Origin of the sequence: Asanoa siamensis (genome assembly GCF_016862555.1) — a bacterium.
In the GTDB taxonomy this organism is placed as follows: Bacteria; Actinomycetota; Actinomycetes; order Mycobacteriales; family Micromonosporaceae; genus Asanoa; species Asanoa siamensis.
This window is the reverse complement of sequence record NZ_BONE01000007.1, coordinates 148,280-172,045: the sequence shown is the minus strand read 5'-3', so window position 1 is coordinate 172,045 and position 23,766 is coordinate 148,280. Positions and strand designations below refer to the sequence as shown.

Genomic DNA, 23,766 nt, shown 5'->3' with positions numbered 1-23,766 from the left:
GAACCTAGGCCGTCAGCGGCGTGGTGCCCGTGGCGGCGCCAGGTCCGGGCGGTAGGCCGCCACCCGGTCCTTGCCCGCCGCCTTGGCCGCGTACAGCGCCACGTCCGCCTCGCGCAGCAGGTCGGCCGGCGTCCGCGCCGCGAGCGCCCCCGCCGTGACGCCCACGCTGGCGCTGACACGCAGGGGGCCGAACGACGACGGGTACGGCTCGCGCAGCCGGCCGCAGACCGCCGCGCCCACCGCCAGCGCGACGGACTCCCCCGTGCCCGGCAGCAGCACCGCGAACTCGTCCCCGCCCAGCCGGACCAGCGTCGCGCCCGGCGGGGCCAGCCGCGTCAGCCGGCCACCGACCGCCACCAGCAGCTCGTCGCCCGCCGGGTGGCCGAGCGAGTCGTTGATGTCCTTGAATCCGTCGAGGTCGACCAGGAGCAGCGCGTGCGACCGCCCGGCCGGCAGCGCGACGAGCCGCTCCATGAGCACCGACCGATTGAGCAGACCCGTCAGCGGGTCGTGCGCCGCGCGGTGGGCCAGCTCCGCCTGGAGGCCCTGCAGCTTCCCCACCGCGCCGGCGAGCTCGTCCGCGCGTCGGTCCGCGACCCGCGCCAGCAGGGAGAGGCGCCAGAGCAGCAGCAGCGCGATCAGCGCCGCGGCCAGCACCGGCGGCCCGAAGTCCTCCGGTGAGCCGGGGTCGAACTCGCCGAAGGCGACCGCGAGCAGCCAGGCCAGGGGGCCGAGCAGGGTCAGCGCGACGAACAGCGTGGCCCGGCCGCGGCTGAGGCGGGCCGCCGGAACGCCCGCCCCGCGACGTTCCGGAACGACGCCGGCCGAGGGATGCAGGAGCGCCGTGGCGACCAGGACCGCGAACGCGACGGCGAAGATCCCGCCGCCGAACAGGCGGCCGTCGACGTGGTAGCCGACTGTGCGGGCCACCAGGCCCAGGGCGCCGACGAGCGCCAGGATCACCCCGATCGCCACGAGCCTGATCGCGGGAGCGCGGGGGCGCACCGAGAACAGCAGCCGGACGAGCGCCCCGAGTGCGACGGAGATGCCGACCGGGCGCAGGGCGGACACGGCGAGCTGGGCACCGGTCGGGACCACCTGGCCGTGCAGCAGAAACAGCCAGAGCAGGACGAACACCCCGAGGGTGACGACGGCGGCGTCGAGCGTGTCGGTCAGGTCGGCCGCCGTGCCGGTCCCGCCCAGCAGGAGGAGCCCGACCGCGAGCGCCGGGTAGAGCACGAGGGCGCGGATGTCACCGCCGGCCAGTCCACGGCCGCCGACCAGCGTCGGGCCGGTCAGCGTGCCGTACACCCGGGAGAACGCCACCGATCCGGACGCCACCGTCAGGGACGCCCAGGCGGCCGTCCTCGGCGGGCGGCGCACCGCCACCGCGACTCCCGCCACCAGGACGGCCACGGCCGCGGCCACCGCGCTCAGCAACGGGGCAGCCCCGGCCAGCGTCGCGAGCACCAACGCGCCCTCGACAGCCAGAAAGGCCCAGGCGAACCACCGCCACGGGCCCGCGTGGGCCATGCCAACTCCCGCCGAGCAGTCACGCCCGGCCGGCCGGAAACCAACCGGGCCTAACTACTTAGCAAAGCACGCGAAACTGTCAATTGCGAAAAATGGCAGGGAGTACCTCGACCGCGCGGTCGATCGCCGCGTCGTCGACGTCGAGGTGGGTGACCAGGCGGGCCAGCCGCCGGCCGAGCACCGAGACCAGCACGCCCCGCTCGCGGGCCGCCGCGGCCAGGGCGTCGGCGTCGATGGGCGACTTGCGCAGGTCGAGCGGGACGATGTTGGTGCGGACCGTGCCCGCCACCACGCCGAACGGGGCCAGCGCCTCGGCCAGCCGGGCCGCCTTGGCGTGGTCCTCGGCGAGCCGGTCGACGTTGTGCGTCAGGGCGTACGCGCCGGCCGCGGCGAGCACGCCGGCCTGCCGCATGCCGCCACCCATCCGCTTGCGCAGCACCCGCGCCCGGTCGATGTTGGCCGCCGACGAGACGACCAGCGAACCCACCGGCGCGCCCAGGCCCTTGGAGAGGCAGACCGACAGGGTGTCGAAGAGCGCGCCGTAGGTGCGCAGCGGGACGCCGTCGGCGACGTGGGCGTGCCAGATCCGGGCACCGTCGCAGTGCAGCGCGACGCCGGCGGCGTCCGCGGCGGCCCGCAGGCTCTCCAGGGTGGACAGCGGGATGACCCCACCCCCGCCCCGGTTGTGGGTCTGCTCGACCGCGATCGCCCGGGTCGGCACCACGTAGCCGCCGCTCGGGCGGATCATGTCGACCACCACGTCGGGGTCGATGTCGGCGCCGACCGGGCCCCAGGTGCGGGTGGAGACGCCGCCGATCGCCGCGGCCGCGCCCATCTCGTAAGTCACCACGTGCGCGTCCGCGTCGCAGATGAGCTCCTCGCCGGGCGGCACCACCAGTTGGATCGCGATCTGGTTGGCCATCGAGCCGGTCGGTGCGAACAGCGCCGCCTCGTGCCCGAACATCGCCGCGACCGACGCCTCCAACTCGTTGATCGTCGGGTCCTCGCCGTAGACGTCGTCACCGACGACGGCGTCGGCCATCGCCGCGCGCATGGCCGGCGAGGGTCGGGTGACGGTGTCGGACCGCAGGTCCACGAACTCAGCCACGCAGCATCTCCGCAACGAGGAAGGCCAACTCCAGCGACTGCTGGGTGTTGAGCCGGGGGTCACAGGCCGTCTCGTACCTGCCGGGCAGGTCGAGGTCTTCGATGCCCTGGGCGCCACCCAGGCATTCGGTCACGTCCTCGCCGGTCAGCTCCACGTGCAGGCCGCCGGGGTGGGTGCCCAGCGAGCGGTGCACCTCGAAGTAGCCCAGCACCTCGTCGACGATCCGGTCGAAGTGGCGGGTCTTGTAGCCGTTGGACGACTCGTGGGTGTTGCCGTGCATGGGGTCGCACTGCCAGACGACCTTCGCGCCGGCCGCGGTGACCTTGTCGACGATCGGGGCCAGCGCGTCGCGTACCCGATGGTTGCCCATCCGGGAGACCAGCGTGAGCCGGCCCGGGACGTTGCCCGGGTTGAGCTTCTCGCACAGCTCGAGCGCCTGGTCGGGCGAGGTGGTCGGGCCGAGCTTCACGCCGATCGGGTTGACGATCCGCGACAGGAAGTCGACGTGCGCGCCGTCGATCCGCCGGGTCCGCTCGCCGATCCAGAGGAAGTGCCCGGACAGCCCGTACGCCTTGCTGTCGGAGACCCGGGTCAGCGCCCGGTCGTATTCCAGGGCCAGCGCCTCGTGCGAGCAGTAGAGGGTGACCGTGCGCAGCGCCTCGTCGTCGGTCATGCCGCAGGCCCGGATGAAGGCCAGTGCCCGGTCGATCTCGCGGGCGATCGCCTCGTAGCGCTCACCGGCCGGCGAGTCGCGGACGAAGCCCTTGTTCCAGTCGTGCACCGCGTGCAGGTCGGCCAGCCCGCCCGAGAGGTAGGCGCGCAGCATGTTCATCGCGGCGGCCGAGTTCGCGTAGGCCCGGATCATGCGCTGCGGGTCGGCCACGCGGGCGGCCGGCGTGGTCTCCAGCGAGTTGATCATGTCGCCGCGGTAGGCGGGCAGGCCGAGCGCGTCGGTCGCCGACGAGCGGGGCTTCGTGTACTGCCCGGCCACCCGGGCCACCTTGACCACCGGCAGCGAGGCGCCGTAGGTCAGCACGACGGCCATCTGGAGCAGCGTGCGGGCGTTGGCGAGCAGGTGGCTCTCAGTGTTGGCGTCGAACGTCTCGGCGCAGTCACCGCCCTGCAGCAGGAACGCCTTGCCCTCGGCGACCAGGGCCAGCCGCTCGCGGAGCTGGTCGACCTCGTAGGGCGCCACCACCGACGGGACGTTGTCGAGGACCTGGCAGACCTCGGCGACGACCTTCGGGTCGGGCCACGGCGGCACCTGGTCGCGCGGCAGGTCGCGCCAGTGGTCCAAGCCGAGCGCCTGGTCTTCGGCGGAGTCGGCCGCCGGCCGGGAGGTCTGCGGACCGAGGCTCGCGACCCCGGGGTAGCTCAGCTGATGCCACTCTTGGCGCATGCCCGCAAGACTACGGCCGTCCGCTCACCGGGAAGGGCTCGGGATGGGCGTCGCCGGCATCGACGGGAGCACCGCCGCCGTGTCCTCGCGGGCGATGCACCAGCCGGAATCGATGTGGGTCACCAGGAACGTGACGCTGACCGGCGTCGCCTTGCCGCCCTTGGGGGTGACGAGCATCGCGGCGGTCACCTTCTGCCCGTCGCCCTCGGCGGCGACGCCGGTCACCACCCCGCCGGCCACCCTGACGTCGGGGTTGAAGTCGCCGCCCTCGCCCTTCGCGGTCTTGTCGAACGTGCCGGCCAGCGTCGGGCAGAGCAGCTTGCGCCCCGCGGCCGCGTCCCGCTTGGCCATCGCGGCGAGGTAGGCCTCGACGTGGGCGCGGGCCTTCTGCGGGCTCTCGTCGATCGGCACGGGGTCGGCCCCGACGATCGAGTCGGCGATCGAGCAGCCGCCGAGGGGCACCGCGAGAGCGGCGGTCAGCACCGCCACGGTCAGGGCGCGACGTCGGATCACGGTTCGTGAGTCTGGCACACATTCACGTCCCGGTGCCGAGCAGGTCTCCATTCCTGCCCCAAAACGGATAGAAACCCGCAGGATGTTCATACAGGACATTCCACGGTACGGAGGGGACGCGCCGATGCAACCGACCGCTCCACCGCCGTACCCGGTGAACTTCTCCGTCGCCTATCCCGACCGGCCACTGAACCGGCTCACCAGCTTCTTCCGGCTGTTCATGATCATCCCGATCGTGATCCTGCTCGGCACCGTCTACAGCGGCGGCTCCGACTGGGGCCAGTGGGGCGGCGACGACGGCGGCAACGCCGAGAACGTCGTGTACGGCTTCGGCGGCGTGCTGTTCTTCGGCCCGCTCCTGATGATCCTGTTCCGGAAGAAGTATCCCCGCTGGTGGTTCGACTGGAACCTGGAGCTGCAACGGTTCGCCAACCGGGTGACCGTCTACTTCGTCCTGATGGACGACCGCTACCCGGCCACCGACGACCAGCAGTCGGTGCGGCTCGACTACCTCTATCCGGGCGGGACGCTCAACCGGTTCCTGCCGATCGTCAAGTGGCTGCTCGCGATCCCGCACTACGTCGTGCTGTTCTTCCTGCACATCGGCGCGGTGGTGGCGGTCGTGGTCACCTGGTTCGCGATCCTGTTCACGGGCCGCTATCCGCGGGCGCTGTTCGACTACGTCGAGGGCGTGCTGCGCTGGCAGAACCGGGTCACGGCGTACGCGTTCACCCTGGTCACGGACCGCTACCCGCCGTTCCGCCTGGCCCCGTGATCGTCGGCGCCAGGCGGAACAGCTTCGTCTAGAGGATCTCCGTGACCGTGCCCGCGGCGACGGTGCGGCCGCCCTCGCGGACCGCGAACCCGAGCCCGACGTGCATGGCCACCGGCCGGCTCAGCTCCACGGTCAGGTCGACCGTGTCACCGGGCAGGACCATGGTGACCCCCTCCCCCAGCTCGATCGCCCCGGCCACGTCGGTGGTCCGGAAGTAGAACTGGGGCCGGTAGTTGGCGAAGAACGGCGTGTGCCGCCCTCCCTCGGCCGCGGTCAGCGCGTGCAGCCGCGCGGTGAACCGGGTGTGCGGCGTGACCGAACCCGGCGCCGCCACCACCTGACCGCGCTGGATCTGGTCGCGCTTGACGCCGCGGAGCAGGATCGCCGCGTTGTCCCCGGCCTCGGCCGTGGCCAGCGACTTGCCGAACGTCTCGAGCCCGGTCGCCACGGTCTGGAACGTGTCGCCGAGCCCGACGACCTCGACCGGGTCGCCGACCTTCAGCCGGCCGGCCTCGATCGCGCCGGTCACCACCGTGCCCCGCCCGGAGATCGTGAGCACGTTCTCGATGGGCATCAGGAACGGCTCACCGACCGCCCGCGGCGGCACCGGGACGTACCGGTCGACCGCGTCGAGCAGCTCCACGACGGACGCCGTCCAGCGTGGGTCGCCCTCGAGCGCGCCGAGTGCGGAGACCGGCACGACCGGCAGCTCGTCGCCCGGGAAGCCGTATTCCGAGAGCAGCTCCCGGACCTCGAGCTCGACCAGGTCGAGCAGCTCGGGGTCGTCGACGGCGTCGGCCTTGTTGAGCGCCACCACCAGGTGCGGCACGCCGACCCGGCGGGCGAGCAGCACGTGCTCCCGGGTCTGCGGCATCGCCCCGTCGAGGGCCGACACGACCAGGATCGCGCCGTCCACCTGCGCCGCGCCCGTGATCATGTTCTTCACGTAGTCGGCGTGGCCGGGCATGTCGACGTGCGCGTAGTGCCGCGTCGCCGTCTCGTACTCGACGTGGGCGATGTTGATGGTGATGCCCCGGACGATCTCCTCCCGAGCACGGTCGATGCCGTCGAAGGCCACGAACCGGTTGGTTGCCGGGTCGGCCTCGGCGAGCACCTTCGTGATCGCGGCGGTCAGGGTCGTCTTCCCGTGGTCGACGTGCCCCATCGTCCCGATGTTGAGGTGGGGCTTGGTGCGGATGAACTGGCTCTTCGCCATGGTGGGTTCAGTCCTCCTGAACTGGATGCAAGGAGGCGGGTTCGGACGTGCGCGGGCGGGCGCCACCCCGCGTCGGGGCCGCGTCGTGCTCAGCGGGCCGTGATGACAGTGAAACTCCGCGCCAGAACCGGGCCGGGACCAACCTCTCCCCGCGGGTTCTGCTGCTGCGGGAGGAGGTCAGAGATCAGCGCCGTCGGCGGCACACCGCAGGAAGAAACCTGCGGGCCGCGCGGGGCTGCTCGTGAACATGACCATCACGGTACGGCTCAACCACGCGACCGTCGAACGTATTCCGCGCGGGTGTGGAGGTAGCGCTGCTGGGGTGGGCTCATGGTCTTCGTCGCCGCGGTCAGGTAGGCCGCGCGGGCCGCCTCGTGGTCGCCGGAGAGCTCCAGCAGGTGGGCGCGGGCCGTGTGCCAGCGGTGGTCCGCCGCCAGGCGGTCGTCCTCTCCCAGCGGGTCGAGCAGGGCCAGGCCGGCCCGCGGGCCGTGCACCATCGCCACCGCGACCGCGTGGTTGAGCGCCACCATCGGGTTGTCGCCCTGGGCCAGCAGGATCTCGTAGAGCAGCACGATCTGCGGCCAGTCGGTGTCCTGCGAGCGCGGTGCCTCGTCGTGGATGGCGGCGATCGCGGCCTGGATCTGGTACGGCCCGGCCTCGCCGCGCGGGAGCACCGCCGAGATCAGCGCGACCCCCTCGGCGATCCGGTCGCGGTCCCAGCGCGCGCGGTCCTGCTCCGCCATCGGCACCGGCGTCCCGTCGGGCGCGGTGCGGGCGAGGCGGCGGGCGTCGGTCAACAGCATCAGCGCGAGCAGGCCGGTCGCCTCCGCGTCGTCCGGCAGCAACCGGTGCACCAGGCGGGCCAGCCGGATCGCCTCCGTCGACAGCTCGACCCGTTGCAGCGTCGGGCCGGTCGTGCCGACGTACCCCTCGTTGAAGATCAGGTAGAGCACGCGCAGCACCGCGGCCAGGCGGGCGGCGCGCTCCCCCGGCGGCGGCAGGCCGAACGGCACCCCGCTGTCCTTGATGGACCTCTTGGCCCGGGTGATCCGCCGGGTCATCGTGTCCTCGGGCACCAGGAACGCCCGGGCCACCTCCGCCGTGGTCAGGCCGCCGACCGCGCGCAGGGTCAGCGCGATCTGCGACGCCGGTGACAGGGCCGGGTGGCAGCACATGAACAGCAGCACGAGCGAGTCGTCGGTGGCCGGGCCGGGCGCCGGGACCGGCCAGGCGGCCACGACGTCCTCGCGGCCGCGGCGGGCCTGGTCGGCGCGGAGCAGGTCGGTCAGCCGGCGCGCGGCGACGCGGATCAGCCATGCCCGGGGGTTGTCGGGCACGCCCTCGGCCGGCCACTGCCGCGCCGCCGCCAGCAACGCCTCCTGCACGGCGTCCTCGGCGGTGTCGAAATGCCCGAAGCGGCGGACGACCGCGCCGAGGACCTGCGGCGCCAGCGAGCGCAGCAGGTCCTCCTGCGAGCGGTCGAGCCTCACTCGCCGAACTCGGGTGCCCCGGCGATCGGCCGCACGTCGACGTACCACTCGTTGGCGAGCTGCGCGCCCGCCGGGTGCGGGGTGTCGGCCAGCTTCGCGGCGATCTCCGTGGCCCGGTCGAAGCTGTCGCACTCGACGATCGTGTAGCCGGCCAGGACCTCCTGCGTCTCCGCGTAGGGCCCGTCGGTGACCACCGGCACTCCGTCGCGCAGCGAGACGCGGCGCGTGTGGACCGGCGCGGCCAGGCCCTGCCCGTCGACGAACTCGCCGGACTCGACGAGCTCGTTGTTCCACTTGGTCATGAACTCGTGCAGTGCCGCCAGGTCCGCCGGGGTCCAGGCGTGCTCGCCGGAGCCGGTCAGCATGTCGAAGTCGCGCTGCGAGCCGGTCAGCATGATCATGTATTTCATCGTCGTCTCCTCGGTGCGCGGCGCCCGCTCGGCGCCTCTCACCCGGGACGTCGGCGGCGCCTTCCCGCTCCGGACATCCTCCCGCAAACAAAAGAGAGCGGAGGGCCGTCGACCGACCCTCCGCTCCCGTGTGGGACCTGCACCGACCCGAGGGGCTACCCCAGGCCGTTCTTCATCGCCGAGATCAGCTCGCCGTTGCTGGTGTCGCCGGACAGCTCCCAGAAGAAGCCGCCGCCGAGGCCCTGGCCGTTCGCGTACGACATCTTGCCGCCGATGGTTCCGGGCGTGTCGTAGCTCCACCAGTTGCTACCGCACTTGGCGTACGCCGTACCGGCGATCGTCCGGTTTGCCGGGCAGGTGTTCTTGAGGACCTTGTAGTCCTCGGTGCCCGGCTCGTAGGTGCCCTGCGCGGGACCCGTCGCGCTGCCACCGGGCGCCTCCTGCGTCACCCCGGTCCAGCCCTTGCCGTAGAAGCCGATGCCGAGCAGGAGCTTGCTGGACGGGATGCCCTTGCTCTTGAGCTTCTGGATCGCCGCGTCGGCGTAGAAGTTCGGCGTCGGGATGCCGGCGTACGAGGTCAGCGGCGAGTGCGGCGCGGTGGGACCCTGTGCCGCCCAGGTGCCGAAGTAGTCGTACGTCATGGGCATGAACCAGTTGACGCTGTTCGCCGCGCCCGCGTAGTCGGTCGCGTCGATCTTGCCGCCGGCGCTGCCGTCCGCGGTGATCGCGGCGGTCACGAGAGCCGACGGGCCGAACCGCGAGCGCAGCGCGGCCATCACGTTCTTGAAGGCGTTCGGCCCGCTGGCGTCGCAGGAGAGACCGCACGCGTTCGGGTACTCCCAGTCGATGTCGATGCCGTCGAACACGTCGGCCCAGCGCGGGTCCTCGACCATCTGGTAGCACGACTCGGCGAACGCGGCCGGGTTCTGCGCGGCCTGGGTGAAGCCGCCCGACCAGGTCCAGCCGCCGATCGAGTAGATCACCTTGAGGTGCGGGTACATCCGCTTGAGCTTGCGGAGCTGGTTGAAGTTGCCGCGCAGCGGCTGGTCCCAGGTGTCCGCGACACCGTCGACGCTGTCCGCGGTCGTGTAGGCCTTCTCGTAGTCGGCGTACGAGTCCCCGATCGAGCACCGCCCGCCCGTGGTGTTGCCGAACGCGTAGAGGATGTGCGTCAGCTTGGCCGCGGACCCGCTCGTGTGGATGTTCTTGACGTGGTAGTTGCGGGCGTAGACGCCCCACTCCGCGAAGTAGCCGATCAGCTTCTTGCCGCCGGTCGGCGGGTTGGTCGGCGGGTTCGTGGGGTTGTTGGTGGGCGGGTTGGTCGGGTTCCCCGTCGGCGGGTTCGTCGGGTTGCCCGTCGGCGGGTTGGTCGGCGTGGTGCCGGTCGAGCAGGACGCGCCGTTGATCGTGCAGTTCAGCGGCGCCCGGTAGGCCCCCGTGCCGACATAGCCCCAGCTCACCGAGGCGCCCGGCGCCAGCGGGCCCATCCAGCTCTTCTTGACGGCGACGTAGTGGTTGCCGGTCCGGGTGACGTCGGCGTCCCAGAAGCTGCTGACCGTGGTGCCGGCGGGCAGGTCGAACTCGATCCGCCAGGTCGACAGCGCGGCCGACGAGCCGTTGGCCACGGTCACCCGCACCTCGTGCCCGCCGCCCCAGTCCGAGGTGGAGGCGAACGACGCGGTGACGGTGCCGGCGCCGAACGCGGCGGCCACCGGCACGGCAGCGGCGACGACCGCCGCCGCTACGCCGGCCCACAGGGCCCGGCGCACCGAGGTTCTCATAGGGCGTCTCCTTATTATTAGGAAACTTTCCAAATAGATGTTGATGAGACGCTACCCACCGGCCAACACCTCGTCAAGATGTGCATACATCGATTTCTCAAAGGATCACGGTGATCCAGTAACGTCACCGCCATGACAGTGCTCGACACCGAGATCGGTGCCCTCTCCGGCGGACCCGCCGACCTGAAGCAGTACGCCGGCCAGCCCGTGCTGGTGGTCAACGTCGCCTCGAAATGCGGCCTGACCCCGCAGTACGCGGGGCTCCAGAAGCTCTACGACACCTACGCCGACCGCGGGCTGGTCGTGCTCGGCGTGCCGTGCAACCAGTTCCACGGCCAGGAGCCCGGCAGCGCCGAGGAGATCGCCGAGTTCTGCTCGGTCAACTACGGCGTCACCTTCCCGCTCACGGAGAAGGTCGACGTCAACGGGGCCGACCGGCACCCGTTCTACGCGTCCCTCGTGGACACCCCCGACGCCGACGGCCACACCGGCGACGTCCGCTGGAACTTCGAGAAGTTCCTCGTCGCGCCCGACGGCACGGTTGCGGCGCGATTCGGCCCGCAGGTCGCGCCGGAGGCACCGGAACTCGTCGCGGAGATCGAGCGCCACCTCCCCTGACGAGCGTGGGAGCGGTCCCGGTCATGAGATCGAGTCACGAGATCCGCTCGGGGGACGCCGTTCGGGGCGGGCCGTCGTGCCGACGGGGGACGCAGCGGTTGTCCGTCCGGACATGATCCGTGCATTGTCAGAATTTTCCACCTTTCAGGACTTGCGGTCCGGTCCGACTGACGGGACTCTGTTTCGCGTGCTGCGATCCTCGTCCGCAGGAGGAGATTTCATGATCTGTGCGCGTCCCGCCCCCCACGCGCTCCGCCGGTTGGCCGCCGCCGCCGGCGCCGTCCTCATCGGCGCCGGCCTGACGGCCGCGATCGCCAGCCCCGCTTCCGCCGAGGCCGGCGTCGGCTACGTGCGCCTGGCCCACCTCTCCCCCGACACCCCTCCGGTCGACGTCTATGTCGACGACGCCAGCGGCAAGATGAAGGGCCTCAAGTTCGACGCCGTGCCCTACGGCGTCATGTCCGACTACCTCGCGGTGCCGCCCGGCACCTACGCGGTCTCGATGCGCAAGGTCGCCGCCGACCCCAAGTCGCCACCGGTGCTGACCGAGGACGTCACGGTGACCGAGGGCAGCGCGCACACCGTCGCGGGCACCGGCCGGTTCGCCGAGCTCGGGCTCGCGGTGATCACCGACGACATCTCCGCGCCGCCGGCCGACCAGGCGAAGATCCGCGTGCTCCAGGCGTCCGTGAAGTCGCCGGTCCTGGACATCAAGACGACGGGCGGCCAGGAGGTCGGCGACGGTCTCAAGTTCGCCACCACCAGCGACTACCGCGGCGTCAAGCCCGGCAACTGGACCCTGGACCTCACGCCCGAGGGCGGCGCCGCCGCGACCAAGGCGCGCTGCGACCTGTCCGGCGGCACGACCTACTCGCTGCTCGTGCTCGACGGCAAGGACGGGCTGACCACCGACCTCAAGGTCGACGCCAAGGCCGGCGAGATCACGCCGCTCGGCGGCGTCGAGACCGGTGCCGGCGGCACCAGCGGCGGCGGCGCCGTGGCCCTGGTCGCCGGGCTCGGGCTCGTCGCGCTGGCCGGCCTCGTCGGCGCCGGCGCGCTCGGCCTGCGCCGCCGGGCCCGGCGCACCTGGTAGGCGGCATGGGCGAGGTCGGCGACCGGTCAGCTCCGGCGGTGGTCAGGCACCGCTGGCGCTGGGCGGCGCCGGCCCGCCGGGGCACCGCGTGGGGCCTGACCCTGACCGCGCTGACCCTGTGCGCGGCCGCCGGCACGACGCTCGGTCTGGCGGCGGGTGGCACCGGCGCCCCGGCGTCCGAGGCGCGCTGGCTCGCCCGGCACTGCGCCGACTGCCTGCGGCCCGTCGAGGTGGCCGCGGCGGTCGACCCGCTCGCCGCCCTGCCGCCACCGTCCGAGGTGCGCATCCCGCGGGTCGGCATCCGGTCCACGCTGGTCGGCCTCGACCTCGACGGCACGGGCGAGTTGGAGGCACCGGCCGACTACGGCAAGGCCGGCTGGTACGAGCGCGGCACGCGGCCCGGCGAGCGGGGCCCGGCGGTGATCGCCGGTCACGTCGACTCGCACCGCGGCCCGGCCGTCTTCTACCGCCTGCGCGACCTGCGCCCGGGCGACACCGTCGAGGTGCGGCGCGGCGACCTGTGGGTGCCGTTCCGGGTGGTGCACACCGACCGCTACCCCAAGGACAGTTTCCCCACCTCGAGCGTCTACGGCGCGACACCCGGCGCCGAGTTGCGGCTGATCACCTGTGGCGGCGAGTTCGACCGGGGCAAGCGGTCCTACCGCGACAACGTGGTGGTCTACGCGGTGGACGCGCGCGTGCCGTCGCTGCCGGAGTCCAAGGGCGACGGGCCCACCGCGTGGCAATGACGCACGCCGCTCGTTGACCATCTCGTGCTGCCCGACCTCACCCGCTTCGCCGTGCACCGGGAGGCGACCGACGTCGACCTCGACGGCACCGTCCTGCCCGGCCTGTGCGCGACGTTCTACCGCCGCGCGGCCGGGACACGGACCGAGTCCGTCGGCGTCTACCGCTACGCCGGGGTCGAGGTCTTCATGGCCTGGGGGTACGTGGACGAGGCGCACTGCCGGTTCACGGCGTACGCCGGCACGCACGGGTGGGGCGCACCGCGCCGGGGCTGCCCCTCCGTCGACGCGGTGCGCGACCAGTTGGCCACCCTGGGGCCGGTGCCCTCTCCCGACCGGAGCCATGTGTCGGCACCAGGGACCGCGAATCCCCGGTCATGGCCCCGGCGTTCCCCGGATGGGGCACCGGTCCCGGGCCCGGGCTAGTCGACCGGCGCGGCGGCGGGTTCCGCTACGGTCGGGCCCGCGTGGGCGGTGGCGAGCCGCCGCACGGTTACGAGCGAGAACAACGTCAGGGTGAGCGCGCCGGCCAGCGCGACGGCGTGCCAGACCGGGTCCAGGACCTGCGTGAACCCGAGCACCGCCACCGGTAGCTGGACGATCGCGACCAGCGCCACGAGGGCGGGCCGGCGGCCGGACCAGAGGTACGCGGTCCACAGCGGAGCCGTCACGACGCCGAGCGTCAGCACGTCGAGCGCAGCGTGCGCGTAGGGGTCGACGACGCCGGCGTGCGCGAAGGCGGAGGCCGGTGCGGCGATCCAGAGAGCCGCCGCGGTGGCGGCGACAACAGTGGCGAGACGTCGCATGGCCGTACCTCCCTGCAACCGGGGATTCACCATCTGTAATGACGGTAAGGCCCGGCAGCGGAGGTACGGAAGGCTCAGTGGCGTGAATGAATCACCACGAACGTGTGCTCAGGAGTTCTGTTCAGCGAGTTCACGCGCCCGGTCACGGGCCGCCTCGAGGGCCGCGAGCAGGGCCGCGCGGACGCCGTGGTTCTCCAGCTCGCGGATCGCCGAGATGGTGGTGCCGGCCGGCGACGTGACCGCCTCGCGGAGCTTGACCGGGTGTTCGCCGGAGTCGCGGAGCATCACCGCGGAGCCGATCGCGGTCTGCACGATCAGGTCGTGCGCCACCTGCCGCGGCAGGCCGAGCAGTATGCCGGCGTCGACCATCGCCTCGACCAGCAGGTAGAAGTAGGCCGGGCCGGAACCCGACAGCGCGGTCACCGCGTCCTGCTGCGACTCCGGCACCCGGATGGTCCGGCCGAGCGGCTTGAACATCTCCTCGGCGAGGGCCAGATGCGCGCCGTTCACGTGCGGGCCGGCGGAGATCGCGGTCATCGCCTCGTCGACCAGCGCCGGCGTATTGGTCATCACCCGCACGATCGGCACGCCGTCCTGGAGCCGCTTGGCGAAGAAGCTGGTCGGCAGGCCCGCGCAGAGCGAGATGACCAGCTTGTCGCCGGGCACCTTCGGGCCGATGTCGGCCAGCAGGGCGGAGGCGTCCTGCGGTTTCACCGAGATCGCCAGCACGTCGGCCTCGGCGACCGCGGTGAGGTTGTCGACGACGCGGACGCCGTACCGCTCGCGCAGCTCGGCGGCCCGTTCCGCGCGCCGCGAGGTGGCGAGCAGCCGGCCGACGGGCCAACCGGCACGCAACAACCCGGAGAGCATCAGCTCACCGATCTTGCCCGCGCCGATCACGGCGACCGTCTTGTCCGTCATGGCTGCCCGCCCCCTCGTGACGATGTCGGCTCAGCTGCCGAAGAACACCTCGGCCTCGGTGTAGCGCTCCAGCGGCACGGTCTTGAGCTCCTTGGTCGCCTCGACCAGCGGCACCCGGACCACGTCGGTGCCCTGGAGCGCGACCATCTTGCCCCAGTCGCCGTCGTTGACCGCGTCGATCGCGTGCAGGCCCAGCCGGGTCGCGAGGACCCGGTCGAACGCGGTCGGCGTGCCACCGCGCTGGATGTGGCCGAGGACGACCGTGCGGGCCTCCTTGCCGGTCTTCGCCTCGAGCTGCTCGGCCAGCCACTGGCCGATGCCACCCAGACGGACGTGGCCGAACGCGTCGAGCTCCTGGTTGTGCAGGACCATCTGGCCGTCGAGCGGCTGGGCGCCCTCGGCGACGACCACGATCGGCGCGTACTGGTGCTGGAAGCGCTTCTCGACGTAGCCCGCGACCTGCTCGATGTCGAAGTTGCGCTCCGGCAGCAGGATCACGTTGGCGCCGCCCGCGAGGCCGGCGTGCAGGGCGATCCAGCCGGCGTGGCGGCCCATGACCTCGACGACCAGCGTGCGGTGGTGACTCTCCGCAGTGGTGTGCAGGCGGTCGATGGCCTCCATCGCGATGTTGACCGCGGTGTCGAAGCCGAACGTGTAGTCGGTCGCGTTCAGGTCGTTGTCGATCGTCTTCGGCACGCCGACCACCTGCACGCCGAGGCCGTGCAGCTTGGTGGCGACGCCCAGGGTGTCCTCGCCGCCGATCGCGACCAGCGCGTCGACGCCCATGGCGCCCAGGTTGTTCTTGATCTGCTCGACGCCGTTCTCGATCTTGAACGGGTTCGTCCGGGACGAGCCGAGGATGGTGCCGCCGCGCGGGAGGATGCCGCGGACCTCGGGGATGCCCAGGGGCATCGTCAGGCCCTCCAGCGGACCGCGCCAGCCGTCCCGGAAGCCCACGAAGTCGTGGCCGTAGGTGGAGACGCCCTTGCGGACGACCGCCCGGATCACCGCGTTCAGACCGGGACAGTCCCCGCCGCCGGTAAGCACGCCGATTCGCATGATCTGCTCATCCTCCTGATCGCGATCCTCGCCCCAAAGGGCATATATGGCCAGAAAGCCCCAGGATCTGTGATCGGCGTCGTTGCCGGCCCGGGGCGGGCCGCCAACTGCGCACTGTAGTCGTCGGGCAAAACGGCTACCAGCGCGACCCACCCACCGCGAAGTGAACTGTCAGGGTCGGGCCGGTGCCCGCATGGCCTGCCAGCGGGCCAGGTTGTGCCGGGCGTCGGCGAGCGCGTCGTGCTGGTCGGCCGGTGCCGGCGGTAGCGGCGGTTTGCCCAGATCGTCCCAGAGCTGGCGGAGCTCCTTGGTGAACCGGGGAATCACCCGCGGCAACGCCGGCATCGCTCCCCAGAGCTGGGCCAGCACCACGTGGTCGTACGCGGCGTACCAGGCCCACAGCTCGAGGGAGCCGCCCGGGCCGCCGCCGCGCAACGGCTCCACCAGGAACTCGTAGAGGTCGTCGCGGATGCGCTCGCGCGACCGCCATGCCGGATCGGCCGGCGACGGCAGCTTGTCGAGCACGTTGCGGCGTACCCAGGGCACGGCCCGTGAGCCGTCGAACTCGGTCGACACGGCGTAGAACTCGCGCCCGTGCTCGTCGACCACGCCGATCGAGACGAGGTCGACCGTCAGGCCGTCCTCGATGAACTCACAGTCGTAGAAGTAGCGGTAGGTCATCGAACTACATCCTGGCCCATCGACCGTCCGGTTCGTTACCGTGCCCGGTCATGACCTTCTCGATCGTGGCGCGGTCGGCCGACGGGCACTCCCACGGCATCGCCGTCGCCAGCAAGTTCCTCGCCGTCGGCGCCGCCGTACCGGCCGCCGAGGCGCAGGTCGGAGCCGTGGCGACGCAGTCCTACGCCAACCTGGCCTACCGGCCGCAGGGGCTGGCGCTGCTGCGTACCGGCGTGGACGCGGCCGGCGTGGTCGCGGGCCTGACGGCCGCCGACGTCGGGCGGTCCCAGCGCCAGGTCGGCGTGGTCGGCGCGACCGGTGACGGCGCCACCTTCACCGGCGCCGACTGCCACGACTGGGCGGGCGGCGTCGCCGGTGACGGGTTCGCGATCCAGGGCAACATCCTGGTCGGCCCCGAGGTGGTCGACCGGATGCGGGAGGCGTGGCTGGCCGCGGACCCGTCCGCACCGCTGGCCCGGCGGCTGCTGGCCGCGCTGCGGGCCGGCGACGAGGCGGGCGGTGACAAGCGGGGCCGGCAGAGCGCGGCGCTGCTCGTGGTCGCCCGCGGCGAGGGCTACGGCGGCACCAGCGACGTCGTGGTCGACCTGCGGGTCGACGACCACGCCGAGCCGGTGCCCGAGATGACGCGGCTGCTCGACATGCACGAGCTGCTGTTCGGCAAGCCCGACCCGGCCACCCTGATGCCGCTGGACGGGCCGCTCGCGGCGGAGGTGCGCGGCCGGCTGGTCGCCGCGGGCCACGAGGGCGCCACCCTGGACGACGCGCTGGCGAGCTGGGCCGGGGTCGAGAACCTCGAGGAACGGATCGTGCCCGGGAAGATCGACCCGCTGGTGCTCGCGCACCTACGAGGGGTCTAGGGCCGGACGGGTGGCGGCCAGGGTCGCCCGCGACCCGTCGTCCCTGGGGTCGGCGGCGAGGCGGCGGGCCGCGGCGTCGGCCCGGGTCGCCCAGTGGAAGCGGAGCAGCACCGGCAGCGCCGCGTCGATCTCGTCACGGTGCACGGTGCCCGTCGCGGCGTACCCGTCGACGAGCTCCTCCGTGCCGAGGTCACCGGCGTGCGTGACCGCGGCGGCGAGGTCCGCGACCAGCGGCCCGTGTGCCGCGGGACCCCAGCTCACCACGCCGGTGCGGCCCGTCGCCGGGTCGAGGCGGAACGCGGCGGCCCACGGGCGGCCGTGCAGCACCCCGTAGGTGAGCCGGTCGGTGACGCACAGCCGGGTCAGCGCGGCGTAGGCGGCCGAGACCGCGGCGCGCACCCACGGCTCGACGTCGAGGTGCGGCGCCTCGGGGCGGACGCGGTGCCAGGGGGCGAGCCCGGCGTGCGCGAAGCCGTCCATGCCGGCGTGCAGCCGGGCCAGCGCGTCGCCCCACCACTGCTGGTCGATGGGGTCACCGGCGGCCAGCGGCCGGCCCGGCGGGCAACGGACCAGGGCGTACGCCGCTCCGTCGTGCTCGGACACGAAGGCACCGGACAGCGCGCGGACGGGCTCTCCCGCCGCGACGCCGCGACCGGCGAGATGACAGGCGGCGGTCAGGCCCGCCTCCAGCCGCATCCGCTTGCCGAGCGGCACCCGGGTGACCAGGTGACACGCCTCGGCGATGCGGGCCACCCAGGTGGTGGCCGCGGTGCCGCCGAGCGCCACCGGGTCGAGGCGGTCCGGCACGTGCTGCCATCCGCCGCGCAGGGCCGCGAGCGCGACCGCGTCGTCTGCCACGGCGGGGATTATCCGCCGCCGGGGGCCGCGCGGTCCGGGAAATGGGCGAACGGCCGGAAGAGACACCCCCCAGTGATCTCTTCCGACCGGTCCGCCCCGCGCCCCCCTGATGGGCCCGCCCCTCCCCCGTCCGGCCCCCACCAGCAGCGGGTCTGGCAGTCAGCCTGCCCGTTCGGACAACACGGGACTGTCACGGAAGCGATTTCAGGGGTGTACAGCACGCGACAGGAGCGACATGATCTGATGTGTTGACCGCGCCGGCTGAATGGGTCGGTCACTGGGATGTGTCCAAATAGCCGGGGAGGGGTCAGGGCCGTGGAGGGTCGCCTGCCAGATCCTGGCGACGCTCTGACCGGGGTCGAGCTGTTCGCCGGGCTCGAGCCTGAGGTGCGGCAACGCGTGATCGCCGCCGCCGTGCCCCGCACCTATCGCAAGGGTCAACTGCTGTTCGTCGAGAACGATCCGGGTGAGTCCCTGATCGTGTTGCGCCGGGGCGCCGTCGCCGTGTTCGTCACCGCGCCGACGGGCGAGCGGGCCGTGCTCTCCGTCGTCCGTCCACCCGGCACGCTCGGCGAGGTCTCGCTGCTGGACGCGTCGACCCGGTCGACCTCCGCCGAGGCGATCGAGGACTGCACCGCGCTGGCGCTGTCCCGCTCCGCGTTCATGGAGCTGGTGCACTCGAACCCGCGGATCCTCGACGCCGTGATGCGCTCGCTCGGCGCGCTGATCCGACGGCTCACCGAGCAGAACGCCGACCACGTCTTCCTCGACCTGCCCGGGCGGGTGGCCAAGACGCTGGTCCGGCTGGCCGGCGAGAGCCAGGCGCCGATGATCACCATCGAGCTCAACCAGAGCCAGCTCGCCGAGATGGCCGGCGGCTCGCGGCAGAGCGTCAACCAGGCGATCGGCTCGTTCGCCAACCGCGGCTGGCTGCGCACCGAGGGCCGGCGGATCGTCGTCACCGACGTCGCCGCCCTGCGCCGCCGGGCGGGCATGCCCGACCGCTGACACGAAGAAGGCCCCCAGCGCCACGCGCCAGGGGCCTCGTCCGGTTCGTTCAGTTGGCGGGCGGCGCGGTCGGGCCCATCCAGCCGTCCGGCTTGGTGTCCTTGGGCGGCGCGGTCGGCCCCATCCAGCCCTGCTCCTTGGCCTCCTTCGGCGGCGCGGTCGGCCCCATCCACTCGTCGGGCTCGGCCGCCGGCGGCTCCTCGTGGGTCGGGCCCATCCAGCCCTGCGCCTTCACGTCGTCGCCGGCCACGACGCCGTCGGCCTGCAGCTGGGCCAACGTCGCGGCGTCGACGTCGACGCTCGCCCCCGCGGCGTGCTCGACCCCGGCCTGGTCGGTCCAGTCCTTCTCCAGCCGTACGTGCACCATCGATTCCTCCTGTCGTGAATGGATCTCGGCCGCGGCCGACTCTACCGACGGCCGGCCGCTATGGACTGTCCGCTAGCCAACAGGACAGTTCCTGACAGTGCCCGGGCGCGCGTAGGCTGCGAAGCCCTTGACCGGGACAGAAGTCGCTAGGAGTGTCGCCATCCCCGCCGCCTGCACACGCTGTGGCCGGACCCCCGCCGAGAACGACCGGTTCTGCGGCGGCTGCGGTGCCGAGCTGGCGCCGCCGTGCGGCCAGTGCGGCCGGCCCATCCCCTCCGACGCCGCCTTCTGCACCAACTGCGGCACCGCGCGGGCGGGTGGCACCCGGGCCGAGGTGGGCAACGGTGACCAGCAGGAGGACCGCCGCCGGGTCAGCGTGCTGTTCGTGGATCTCATCGACTTCACGCCGTACGCCGAGCGGTCCGACCCGGAGCTGGTCCGGGCGATGCAGACCGGGTTCTTCTCCGCCGCGCGCCGGGTCGTCGGGCAGTACGGCGGCGTCGTCGAGAAATACATCGGCGACGCGGTGATGGCGTTGTTCGGCGCACCGGTCGCCACCGAGACCGACCCGCTGCGCTGCGTGCGCGCCGGCCTCGAGCTGCAACGGGTGCTGTCCCGGTTCGCGCCGGACGGCGCCGACGCCGCGGGCCTGCGGTTCCGGGTGGGCGTCGTGACGGGCGAGGCGCTGGTCGACGTCGCCGCCGCCCGCGACGGCGGGCAGGCGATCGTCGCCGGCGACGTGGTCAACACGGCGTCGCGGCTGCAGTCGGCCGCGCCGCCCGGCGGCGTGCTCGTCTGCGGCAACACCTACGCGCTGACCAAGGACACCGTCCGCTACCAGGAACAGCCCGCGGTCACGTTGCGCGGCCGGTCCACCGCGACAGAGGTCTGGCTCGCGGTCGCGCCGCTGCGCCGGCCGCACGTCGACCGCGAGCCCGACGCCACTCCGCTCGTCGACCGCGAGCACGAGCTGGGCCTGCTGGTCAACGCGCTGCACCGGTCGCTGCGCGAGCGCCTGCCCCAGGTGGTCACCATCTTCGGCCGGGCCGGCATCGGCAAGAGCCGGCTGGTCCGCGAGCTGCTCAAGCACGCCGAGCGACTGATCGACGAGCCGGTCGCCTGGCGCACCGGCCGCTGCCCGCCGTTCGGGGAGAACGTCGCGTTCGCCGCGGTGGCCGACATCGTCAAGGCCGAGGCCGGCATCCTCGACACCGACCCGGCCGCCACGGCCGCCCAGCGGTTGACGAAAGCCGTGTCCGATCTGGTCGGTCCCAGCGAGGCCGACCGGCTGATCGACGCGCTGCGACCCCTGGTCGGCCTGCCCGCGAGCCGGCTCGCGGCCGAGGAGGCCGAGTCGGCCTGGCGCCGCTTCCTGGTCGCGCTCGCCGGCCGCCGGCCGACCGTGCTGGTCTTCGAGGACCTGCACTGGGCCGACGAGAGCATGCTGCGGTTCGTCGAGCTGCTGGGCGCGTCCGCCCGGGACGTCCCGCTGCTGCTGCTCTGCACCGCCCGGCCGGAGCTGATCGACCGCCACCCGGGCTGGGCGACCTCGCTGACCAGCTCCCTGACCATCACGCTGCCGCCGCTGCGGGCCACCGGCATCGCCACGCTCTACGCGCACATGTTCGGCCAGGCGGCGTTCTCCGCCGACATGCTCAGCCCGCTGGTCGAGCTCGCCGACGGCAACCCGCTCTACGCGCACGAGTACGTGCGGATGCTGATCGAGCAGGGCGCCCTGCGCCAGTCGGGCCGGGGCTGGTCGCTGGAGAAGCGCCTCGACCTGCCGATGCCCGACAGCGTCCACGCGGTCATCGCGAACCGGCTCGACCTGCTCGACCCCAAGGACCGCACGGTGCTGTTCGCCGCGTCCGTGGTCGGCATGGTGTTCTGGCCCGGGGCGGTGGCCGCGGCGCTGGGCCGCAACGTCGAGTCGGTCGAGCGCTCGCTGCGCCGGCTGGAGCAGCGCGACTTCGTGCACGAGCAGGCCACATCCACGATGGCCGGCCAGCAGGAGTTCCGGTTCGGGCACGTGCTGGTCCGCGACGTCTGCTACCAGCGGCTGCCGCGCACCGAGCGGGTGGCCCGGCACGAGCGCACGGCGGAGTGGCTCGACGCGCTGTCCCGCGGCCGCGACACCGACCTGGCCGAGGTGCTGGCCCACCACCGCTGGGCGGCCCACGAGATCGCCCGTACGCTCGGCGTCGACCCCGCCCCGTTCGCCGGCCCGGCCCGCGAGGCGCTGCACCGGGCGGCCCGCCGCGCGTACGCCCTGCACGCCCTCGACGCGGCCACCAACCACGTCGAGCGGGCGATCGCGCTGGCCGACCAGTCCGACCCCGGTGGCCGCCTCCAGCTCGAGCTGCTCCGCACCGAGATCTCGTTCTACCGCGACCGCGGCGAGTTCCTCAGCGGCGGCGGGCCCGACCAGCTCGTCGCGCTCGCCGACCGGCTCTACGCGGAGGGCGACGCCGCCGGTGCCGCGCGCGCGTGGACCTTGCTCGGCCAGGCCGCCTGGCTGCGCGCCGACCGCCGGGCCGCCCTGTCCTGCCTCGACAAGGCGGTCGAGCTGTTCGACGGGGTGGACGACACGACCGAGAAGGCCGACGCCTACGCCGAGCTGGGCCGGCTGCACATGCTCAACTACGAGCGCGACCCGGCGATCGCCGCGGCCACCGCCGCCGCAGAGATCGCGCAGCGGCTGGGCAGTGTCGAGACCGAGACCAACGCCCGGATCACCATCGCGATGGCCCGATACCAGGCCGGCGACCGGGGCGCGCTGGCCGAGCTCTACGAGGTGACCGAGTTCTGCCGCTCCCACGGGCTGCTCGCGCTGCCCCGGGCCGTCCAGAACCTCGGGTACGCGCTGAGCGAGGAGGGCGACTGGGCCCGGTCCCGGGAGCTGGTCTCCGAGACCGTCTCCGCGGTGCCCGCCGGACACACGCTCAACACGGCCTTCTCCGCCGACGCGATGCGGGCCTACTTCGGCGGCGAGTTCGACCGCCTGCTGGCCGCCGCCGACGCGTTCGTCGACACGCCCGAGGGGCGCTGGGACATCCAGGTCCGTGGCCTGCGGGCCAGCCTGCGGGTGCTGCGCGACCAGCCGGTGCCGGCGGTCGGCGAGACCGACGACGTCGGCGACGCGCTCGAGTTCGCCCGGGAGAGCGGGTTCTACCGGCCGCGGTGGACCACGCTCGGGCTGGCCGCCCAGGTCCGCGCCCTGCAGGGTCGCACCGAGGAGGCCGGCGCGCTGCTCGACGAGCTGGCCGAGTCGTGGTCAGCCGTGCCGGCGCTGGCCAGCGGCGAGTGGGTCTCGGCGGCGGCCTTCGCGGCGGCGCTGACCGGCCGCGACGCCGCGATGCGGGTGCGCGGCATGCTCGACCGGGTCACCCACCGCACGCCCTGGGCCGAGGCGGCGCTGCGGACCGTCAGCGCGGCGCTGGCCACGGCCGGCGGCGACGAGGGCCGGGCGGGCCAGCTCTACGCGGCGGCGGCCGCGATCTACAACCAGGTCCCGGCCGTCACCGACCGGATGCTGGCCCTGGCCCTGGCCGCCCGCAGCTTCGCCGGCGCCGGCGAGCAGGCGGCGGCGGAGGTGGCGCTGACCGAGGTGCGGGCGTTCGCCAACCGCAACCGGGCGCCCGGCCTGCTCCGGCTGACCGGCGTGGAGACGCCCGAGGCGACGCTGGCGAGCTAGGCGGCGACGGCGGTGGGCGGGTCCGACGCCTTGGCCGGGTTCGGCACCCGCGCGGCCGCGTTCTTGGCCTTCTGCGCGTAGATGTCGACGTACTCGCGGCCGGACAGCTCCATCAGCTCGTACATGATCTCGTCGGTGACCGCCCGCTCGACGAACCGGTCACCGGCCATGCCCGCGTACCGGGAGAAGTCGAGCGGCTCGCCGAACCGGATCCGGACCCGCTTGATCTTGGGGAACACCGTGCCCGGCGGCTGGATCTCGTCGGCGTTGAGCATCACGACGGGGATGACCGGGGCGCCGCTGAGCAGGGCCAGCCGCGCGACGCCGGTCTTGCCGCGGTAGAGGCGGCCGTCCGGCGACCGGGTGCCCTCCGGGTAGATGCCGGCCAGGTTGCCGGCGCGCAGCACGCGCAACTGGGTGTCGAGGGCGGCCTGGGCGGCCCGCCCGCCGGACCGGTCGACGGGGATCGTGCCGGTGCCGACGAAGAACATCTTCACCAGCCAGCCCTTGATCCCCTTGCCGGTGAAGTATTCGGCTTTGGCCACGAATGTGACTTTCCGCCGGACCTCCAGCGGCATGAAGATCGAGTCGGAGAACGACAGGTGGTTGCTCGCGATGATCGCCGGACCCGTGGCCGGGACGTTGTCGCGTCCCTCGACCACCGGGCGGAAGAGCATGCGCAGCCACGGGCCGAGGATCACGTACTTCAGCAGCGAGTACAGCAACCGCCGGTCCTTTCGGGTCACGCCTTCCCTGTCGCGTCCTGGACCAGACGCTACGACATCGAGCCTACGAAGCGCGTACGCCATGCC

General features: G+C 72.8%; 23 protein-coding genes. 8 read left to right on the top strand and 15 right to left on the bottom strand.

Features of this window, described 5'->3' with window-relative positions; all coding sequences use genetic code 11:
• Positions 1-12: 12 nt before the first annotated feature.
• From Asi02nite_RS07005 to Asi02nite_RS06990, 4 genes are all read right to left on the bottom strand, one after another.
• Positions 13-1,533 carry a GGDEF domain-containing protein gene (locus Asi02nite_RS07005; protein WP_203711324.1) on the bottom strand — a complete coding sequence of 507 codons (1,521 nt, stop codon included), beginning with the start codon at positions 1,531-1,533 and terminating at the stop codon, positions 13-15.
• Positions 1,534-1,612: 79 nt separating this feature from the next.
• Positions 1,613-2,641: a threonine aldolase family protein gene (locus Asi02nite_RS07000; RefSeq protein WP_203711323.1), complete on the bottom strand. Its 1,029-nt coding sequence runs from the start codon at positions 2,639-2,641 to the stop codon at positions 1,613-1,615.
• Complete coding sequence (locus Asi02nite_RS06995) at positions 2,634-4,040, bottom strand: class II 3-deoxy-7-phosphoheptulonate synthase (RefSeq protein ID WP_203711322.1); 1,407 nt, start codon at positions 4,038-4,040, stop codon at positions 2,634-2,636. Before Asi02nite_RS06995 ends, Asi02nite_RS07000 begins: the two co-directional genes overlap by 8 nt.
• A 24-nt stretch (positions 4,041-4,064) precedes the next feature.
• Positions 4,065-4,553, bottom strand: coding sequence for a hypothetical protein (locus tag Asi02nite_RS06990; protein WP_203711321.1), 489 nt, complete (start codon positions 4,551-4,553; stop codon positions 4,065-4,067).
• A gap of 124 nt (positions 4,554-4,677) precedes the next feature.
• Between Asi02nite_RS06990 and Asi02nite_RS06985 the strand changes: the two genes are divergently transcribed.
• Positions 4,678-5,328: a DUF4389 domain-containing protein gene (locus Asi02nite_RS06985; protein WP_203711320.1), complete on the top strand. Its 651-nt coding sequence runs from the start codon at positions 4,678-4,680 to the stop codon at positions 5,326-5,328.
• Positions 5,329-5,356: 28 nt separating this feature from the next.
• On the opposite strand, the gene tuf is transcribed toward Asi02nite_RS06985, so the two are convergent.
• The 4 genes from tuf to Asi02nite_RS06965 form a co-directional block, all read right to left on the bottom strand.
• Complete coding sequence (gene tuf / locus Asi02nite_RS06980) at positions 5,357-6,544, bottom strand: elongation factor Tu (RefSeq protein ID WP_203711319.1); 1,188 nt, start codon at positions 6,542-6,544, stop codon at positions 5,357-5,359.
• Positions 6,545-6,810: 266 nt separating this feature from the next.
• Positions 6,811-8,034 (bottom strand): RNA polymerase sigma factor, encoded by a 1,224-nt coding sequence (locus Asi02nite_RS06975; RefSeq protein WP_203711318.1) that lies wholly within the window; start codon positions 8,032-8,034, stop codon positions 6,811-6,813.
• Positions 8,031-8,444: a YciI family protein gene (locus Asi02nite_RS06970; RefSeq protein WP_203711317.1), complete on the bottom strand. Its 414-nt coding sequence runs from the start codon at positions 8,442-8,444 to the stop codon at positions 8,031-8,033. Before Asi02nite_RS06970 ends, Asi02nite_RS06975 begins: the two co-directional genes overlap by 4 nt.
• A 155-nt stretch (positions 8,445-8,599) precedes the next feature.
• Positions 8,600-10,225, bottom strand: coding sequence for a glycosyl hydrolase family 18 protein (locus tag Asi02nite_RS06965; protein WP_203711316.1), 1,626 nt, complete (start codon positions 10,223-10,225; stop codon positions 8,600-8,602).
• Positions 10,226-10,357: 132 nt separating this feature from the next.
• On the opposite strand from Asi02nite_RS06965, the gene Asi02nite_RS06960 reads away from it, so the two are divergent.
• The 4 genes from Asi02nite_RS06960 to Asi02nite_RS06945 all read left to right on the top strand — a co-directional run bounded on the left by Asi02nite_RS06960 (position 10,358) and on the right by Asi02nite_RS06945 (position 13,108).
• The gene (locus tag Asi02nite_RS06960; RefSeq protein ID WP_203711315.1) at positions 10,358-10,843 is read left to right on the top strand and encodes a glutathione peroxidase; all 486 of its coding nucleotides are present in this window, start codon (positions 10,358-10,360) and stop codon (positions 10,841-10,843) included.
• 220 nt (positions 10,844-11,063) lie between these two features.
• Entirely contained in the window at positions 11,064-11,936 is an 873-nt protein-coding gene (locus Asi02nite_RS06955; protein ID WP_203711314.1) for a DUF4397 domain-containing protein, read from the top strand.
• Positions 11,937-11,941: 5 nt separating this feature from the next.
• Positions 11,942-12,685, top strand: coding sequence for a class F sortase (locus Asi02nite_RS06950; protein ID WP_203711313.1), 744 nt, complete (start codon positions 11,942-11,944; stop codon positions 12,683-12,685).
• A 24-nt stretch (positions 12,686-12,709) separates the two neighbouring features.
• Positions 12,710-13,108, top strand: a complete 399-nt coding sequence (locus tag Asi02nite_RS06945; protein WP_203711312.1) for a hypothetical protein — start codon at positions 12,710-12,712, stop codon at positions 13,106-13,108.
• Here Asi02nite_RS06945 and Asi02nite_RS06940 read toward each other — a convergent pair.
• From Asi02nite_RS06940 to Asi02nite_RS06925, 4 genes are all read right to left on the bottom strand, one after another.
• Positions 13,105-13,488 carry a hypothetical protein gene (locus tag Asi02nite_RS06940; protein ID WP_203711311.1) on the bottom strand — a complete coding sequence of 128 codons (384 nt, stop codon included), beginning with the start codon at positions 13,486-13,488 and terminating at the stop codon, positions 13,105-13,107. The genes Asi02nite_RS06945 and Asi02nite_RS06940 overlap by 4 nt on opposite strands.
• Before the next feature lie 108 nt (positions 13,489-13,596).
• Positions 13,597-14,409 (bottom strand): pyrroline-5-carboxylate reductase, encoded by an 813-nt coding sequence (proC, locus tag Asi02nite_RS06935; protein ID WP_203711310.1) that lies wholly within the window; start codon positions 14,407-14,409, stop codon positions 13,597-13,599.
• A gap of 30 nt (positions 14,410-14,439) precedes the next feature.
• Positions 14,440-15,468: a 6-phosphofructokinase gene (locus Asi02nite_RS06930; protein WP_203711309.1), complete on the bottom strand. Its 1,029-nt coding sequence runs from the start codon at positions 15,466-15,468 to the stop codon at positions 14,440-14,442.
• A 171-nt stretch (positions 15,469-15,639) separates the two neighbouring features.
• A complete protein-coding gene (locus tag Asi02nite_RS06925) occupies positions 15,640-16,149 on the bottom strand; it encodes a polyadenylate-specific 3'-exoribonuclease AS (RefSeq protein ID WP_203711308.1) in 510 nt (169 codons plus the stop codon).
• Between the two features lie 50 nt (positions 16,150-16,199).
• Between Asi02nite_RS06925 and Asi02nite_RS06920 the strand changes: the two genes are divergently transcribed.
• Complete coding sequence (locus Asi02nite_RS06920) at positions 16,200-17,027, top strand: DUF1028 domain-containing protein (protein ID WP_203711307.1); 828 nt, start codon at positions 16,200-16,202, stop codon at positions 17,025-17,027.
• On the opposite strand, the gene Asi02nite_RS06915 is transcribed toward Asi02nite_RS06920, so the two are convergent.
• Positions 17,013-17,885: a phosphotransferase enzyme family protein gene (locus Asi02nite_RS06915; RefSeq protein ID WP_203711306.1), complete on the bottom strand. Its 873-nt coding sequence runs from the start codon at positions 17,883-17,885 to the stop codon at positions 17,013-17,015. The genes Asi02nite_RS06920 and Asi02nite_RS06915 overlap by 15 nt on opposite strands.
• 315 nt (positions 17,886-18,200) lie before the next feature.
• Between Asi02nite_RS06915 and Asi02nite_RS06910 the strand changes: the two genes are divergently transcribed.
• Positions 18,201-18,893 (top strand): Crp/Fnr family transcriptional regulator, encoded by a 693-nt coding sequence (locus tag Asi02nite_RS06910; protein WP_203700828.1) that lies wholly within the window; start codon positions 18,201-18,203, stop codon positions 18,891-18,893.
• A 49-nt stretch (positions 18,894-18,942) separates the two neighbouring features.
• On the opposite strand, the gene Asi02nite_RS06905 is transcribed toward Asi02nite_RS06910, so the two are convergent.
• Complete coding sequence (locus tag Asi02nite_RS06905) at positions 18,943-19,260, bottom strand: hypothetical protein (RefSeq protein ID WP_203711305.1); 318 nt, start codon at positions 19,258-19,260, stop codon at positions 18,943-18,945.
• Between the two features lie 127 nt (positions 19,261-19,387).
• Between Asi02nite_RS06905 and Asi02nite_RS06900 the strand changes: the two genes are divergently transcribed.
• Positions 19,388-22,954, top strand: a complete 3,567-nt coding sequence (locus Asi02nite_RS06900) for an adenylate/guanylate cyclase domain-containing protein (RefSeq protein WP_239126538.1) — start codon at positions 19,388-19,390, stop codon at positions 22,952-22,954.
• Here the strand turns inward: Asi02nite_RS06900 and Asi02nite_RS06895 are convergent.
• The gene (locus Asi02nite_RS06895) at positions 22,951-23,679 is read right to left on the bottom strand and encodes a lysophospholipid acyltransferase family protein (protein ID WP_203711336.1); all 729 of its coding nucleotides are present in this window, start codon (positions 23,677-23,679) and stop codon (positions 22,951-22,953) included. The genes Asi02nite_RS06900 and Asi02nite_RS06895 overlap by 4 nt on opposite strands.
• Positions 23,680-23,766: the final 87 nt, after the last annotated feature.